At 37.3% G+C, this 5,336-nt stretch carries 2 protein-coding genes; one reads left to right on the top strand and one right to left on the bottom strand.

Features of this window, described 5'->3' with window-relative positions; all coding sequences use genetic code 11:
• Positions 1-541 precede the first annotated feature (541 nt).
• Entirely contained in the window at positions 542-2,383 is a 1,842-nt protein-coding gene (ftsH, locus tag AC3DU7_RS24025; protein WP_488041822.1) for an ATP-dependent zinc metalloprotease FtsH, read from the top strand.
• 350 nt (positions 2,384-2,733) lie between these two features.
• On the opposite strand, the gene AC3DU7_RS24020 is transcribed toward ftsH, so the two are convergent.
• Positions 2,734-4,524: a WD40 repeat domain-containing protein gene (locus AC3DU7_RS24020; RefSeq protein ID WP_488041821.1), complete on the bottom strand. Its 1,791-nt coding sequence runs from the start codon at positions 4,522-4,524 to the stop codon at positions 2,734-2,736.
• Positions 4,525-5,336: the final 812 nt, after the last annotated feature.

Raw genomic sequence — 5,336 nt, 5'->3', positions numbered from 1 at the left:
TGCGGAATGCTGCGCAAACAGGCAGAGGTACTGATAACTGATAACTGATAACTGATAACTGAAATGACCATCACTTTCTGGATAAATAATTTCTGGTTTAGTATCAGTTATTAGTTCTTGTACCATACTTTTTGATTATGATTTTTTTTGTTAGAAAATATTAGACCAAGTTTGCTTGGCAAAAAAGATTTTTAATTGTTATCTGTTCCCTATTATCTTAAATTAATTAGCAAAAACTCCATATTTTATATTACAGTAAATTTCAAGATAGTAATACCAATTAAAAAAAGAATGTTACGAATAATTTGGCTGATTGAAAGATTTTATAGGAGATGTCCCTTTAACTAAAAAGATAATTCAAGATAATTTCCAGTCTAAAAAATGATATTGAAGCCATTCATTCTGACTCCTGACTACTAAGAAGTAGCCTACCTCTTTGTAACAAATATTTCTCAAACTGCTATAATAAAGTATTAGTCTCAAATAAACGTTCAATTTTTGAATATTTGAATCTACAGTTCACAATTATATCTCAATAAATATGAATCTTAAAAAGAAACCAAAAACTCCTAATAAGCGTCAAATTGGCAATGCATTATTAATTTTGGCAGGTCTGTTATTAGCAGCATATTTATTAATGCCACGTCGTAAACCTCCTCGTGTTCCTTACAGTGTCTTTATTCAACAAGTAGAAAACGAACAGGTAGTGGGGGTTCAAATAGATGAAGAAAAAATTTTATATCGTCTTAAAGGAGAAGAAAATAAACCCGGACCTTTACTTGTCACTACTCCAATAAATGATCCCCAATTACTTCAGCGTTTAGAAGATAATAAAGTTTTATTTCAAGCTGCACCACCTCAAAGTCGCTGGGTTGCTATTCTCTTAAACTGGGTAATTCCACCTATTATATTAGTATTAGCATTTCAGTTTTTTATGAATCGCGGTTCTCAAGGCGCTCTGTCAATGAGTAAGAATAAAGCGAAGGTTTATGTCGAGGGAGAATCAGATAAAATTACCTTTGCTGATATTGCTGGAGTGGAAGAGGCAAAGACAGAATTAACAGAAATTGTAGACTTCTTAAAATCACCTCAACGGTTCACTGAAATTGGAGCTAGAATTCCTAAAGGTTTATTATTAGTCGGACCTCCTGGAACAGGTAAAACTTTATTAGCAAAAGCAGTGGCCGGAGAAGCAGGAGTACCTTTTTTTAGTATATCTGGTTCGGAATTTGTAGAGCTATTTGTTGGTACTGGTGCTGCTAGAGTTCGTGACTTATTTAAAGAGGCAAAAAAGAAGGCTCCTTGTATTATTTTTATTGATGAAATAGATGCAATTGGTAAGTCAAGAACTAGTGGGAATTTTCACAGTGGCGGTAATGATGAACGAGAACAAACTCTCAATCAATTATTAACTGAAATGGATGGTTTTGGTGCCGGAGATTTGACAGTTATTATCTTAGCTGCTACTAACCGTCCAGAAGCTTTAGATGCTGCTTTATTACGTCCGGGAAGGTTTGATAGACAAGTATTAGTAGACCGCCCCGACTTATCTGGTCGGGAAGCAATTTTAAATATTTACGGCAAAAAAGTTAAGTTAGGAGAAGATGTAGATTTACATAAAATAGCAGTGAGAACTTCTGGTTTTGGCGGTGCAGATTTAGCTAATCTTGTTAATGAAGCTGCTTTATTAGCTGCTAGAAATCAAAGGCAAACTGTGGCACAAAAAGACTTTGCTGAAGCTATTGAAAGAGTAATTGCTGGTTTGGAAAAAAGAAGTAGGGTTTTGAGCGATCGCGAAAAGAAAATAGTGGCTTATCATGAGGTTGGTCATGCTTTAGTTGGGGCGATAATGCCTGGTAGTGGTAAGGTGGAAAAAATATCTATTGTACCTAGAGGAATGGCAGCATTAGGTTATACTTTGCAACTTCCTACTGAGGATAGATTTTTAAGAAATGAACAAGAAATTAGAGGGCAAATTGCTACTTTTTTGGGAGGACGTGTAGCGGAGGAAATTATATTTGGAAATATTACTACTGGAGCTTCTGGAGATTTACAAAAAGCTACTGATTTTGCCGAGCAAATGGTAACAACTTATGGCATGAGTAAAGTATTAGGGCCTTTAGCTTATGAACGGAGTGGCAAAGGAGGATTTTTGGCGAATGGTGGGGTTAATTCCCGTCGTTTATTGAGTGAAAAAACTGCTGAAGCAATTGATAATGAAGTGAAGGAAATTGTAGAGAAAGCTCATCAAGAAGCTTTAGATATTTTGAATCATAATCTAGATTTGTTGGAAAATATTTCTCAGCAAATTTTAGCACAAGAAGTGATAGAAGGTGAGGAGTTATATAATTTATTAGACCAGGCGCGATCGCCTTGGGAGTAATGGGGAGTGGGGGAGTAGGGGAGTAGGGAGAGTAGCGGAGTGGGGGAGTAGGGAGAGTAGCGGAGTGGGGGAGTAGGGGAGTAGGGGAGTAGGGAGAGTAGCGGAGTGGGGGAGTAGGGGAGTGAAAAAAACTGTTGCTTGCTTGGGGTTATATCAAATCTGTTTAATTGGGTGTACAGAAGTTTCCGCGCGTTATGAGGTACAGAGATTAACAATTGAATATTCCCAGTGCGGGCATCTTGCCCGCTTCGGGGTGTACATCACGCTTATCAAAAGCTTAAAACTCAGACAACGCGAGATTTTTCCTTCTGCCTTCTGCCTTCTGCCTTCTTTCTTCTTCCTTCTTCCTTCTAAATTTCCCATAATCTCACGGTTCCATCCTCACTCCCTGTCGCAATCAATTTACTGTCTGGACTAAAAGCAATACCGTTGACAGTATCTGTATGTCCAGCCAATACCTTAATTTCTGTAGCCGATCTTGTATCCCATAATTTGACAATACCATCCCTATCTCCAGCAGCCAAAAACCGACTATCTGGACTAATTGCAACACTCTCTACTGAATTGTCATATCCTTCTAAAACTGTAACTTCACCCTGAGATACCATATTCCATAAATGCACTTGCTCACAATTGCTAAAACTCAGAAATTGACCATTGTTACTGAGGGCAATATTACCTATACAATTAACGCAACCCTCCAAAATCTTGATTTCTGTCTCAGAAGCAATATCCCATAACCTCACAGTACCATCATTGCTACCAGAGGCCATAAACTTACCGTCAGAACTAAAAACAACACTTTGAATATAGTCTGTATGTCCCAAAAAACTTTTGACTACTTGCTTTGATGCAATTTCCCATAAACTTAGATGATGTTCTGAATTGATAAATGCTACTAATTTTAGGTCTGGACTGATAGCAATAATTTTCGGGCAACTATTTCGGGGTATCTGAATATAAGTTTCTGATTGATTTCCCCACAAGCAAATCAGATTAAAGTTACCATCAGAAATCTGACTACTCCCAAAAACAAAACAATAATCATTTGAATTAGATGCAACTGTTTGCACCCACTCCATATCTGAGACTATTGTTTTGACCTTTTCTCCAGAAAGGATATTCCATAATTGGACTTGATTACGACTGACAACTGCCAGAAATTTTCCATCAGAAGTAAAAGCAACTTTTTTGATGAAAAAATTTGTTTGGGTTTCCAGAGTTGTAATTGTTTTTCCCGATGGAATTTCTGAAATCTCTACTCGGTCGAAACTGCCAGTAGCAAATAATGCACCATTAGGACTAAAGGCAATACTACCAATGTAACTAGGATGACCGGGTAATGTCACTATCTTTGTTTGTGATGCCAAATCCCAGATTTGAGTGTCAGCAGCTAGGAGGCGACTGTCAGAACTAATAGCAGCATTGTTATGCCATGAGTCGAGAAATTTTGACTCGGTTCCTGCTACCATATCCCATATTTGTAAATCATTACTCCCACAAACAATTAATCTGCCATCTGGACTTGAAAATACAAAATTAGAGGGAAAGTCTGTTTGCCCTGCCATCATTTTTACTTGAGTTGCAGATGCTGTTTCCCAGACTATAACATCACCTATATCTATAAATGTAGCTGCTAGAAATTTACCATCGGCAGCGATCGCGATACTTACTACTTCTAACTCTTCTTCAGGATAAGATAATTCCATCGCTGGAGTCTCTGCTGTCGATGCTAAATTCCAAAACCTGACAGTACCTTTATTATCTCCACAGGCAAGAAATTGACCTTGAGAACTAATGGCAATACAAGTTATTGTTATATCATCGTCAGTTTGTATTTGTAGTTGTCGCAAAAGTTGCCTTTGGCGTAAATCCCAAATATAAATTTTTTGACCCCAACCTAATGCTAGCGTTGTACCATCGTCACTTATTGTGCCACATTTTGCCGGGGAGTCGATATCCCACAATCGCTGCCAATTATTGATATCGTATAAGCTTGTACCACCACTGGCGCAGATTATTAATAAATCGTTATTCAGGAATTGAATTTTGTATATATGTCCCAAGGCTATTCGTTGAGCAATTCCTGCTTGTTTTAAGCTAGGTAAAACTACTTGCAATTGATTGGAGTGAGTGTACATTTTCAGCAGCTAAATATAGGGGGATATAAGAGAAATATTATCTCAATTTTCAATTTAACAAATGTTGGGCCACTCAAGAGTTTTATAGCGCAAGGCAACAGGCAATAGGCAATAGGCAACAGGCAACAGGCAACAGGGGGAATAAATTGCTTATAATATAAAATTTTAGCTATTTGGCCCCTTCTGCAATTTGTAAATATACCAGCGCTCATTGCTATATTAGTATTTTGAGCCTACAACAGCCAAAAACCTTGCACTTTTTCAGCTTAGTTTTTGGTTTGAAACAGACTCAGAATATAGAGCAATATTTTTCTTTCTTCAGGACTTACGCAAATTCACCTGAAAAACGCCATATGTAGGGGCGAATGGCATTCCCCCTCAGTGTATTTAGTGTTCGTGCGTAAGTCCTGTTTCTTACAACTTCGGTCTTTCCTGGTGCGAAAACTACAACGTTTTAGTTTTTCATTTCAGAGAAAGTCAGAATATAACGCCATATTTTTCTTTCTTGCAAATTCGGTCTTTCCTAGTACTCAAACTATAACGTCTTAGTTTTTGGTTGGAGAGAAATTCAGAATAATAGAGCAATATTTTTGTTGATTCGGTCTTTCGGTGTTTCGGTAGTGGAAAAACTATAACGTCTTAGTTTTTGGTTGGAGAGAAATTCAGAATAATAGAGCAATATTTTTGTTGATTCGGTCTTTCGGTCTTTCCTTGTCCGTAAAACTACAACGTCTTAGTTTTTGGTTTGAGAAGGAAATCAGAATATAGAGCAATATTTTTGTTGATTCGGTCTTTCGGTGTTTCGGTAGTGG

The sequence above is a fragment of the Okeania sp. genome (assembly GCF_983059655.1).
Note: the sequence above shows the minus strand (reverse complement) of the source record. Positions and strands in the feature narration are given on the sequence as shown.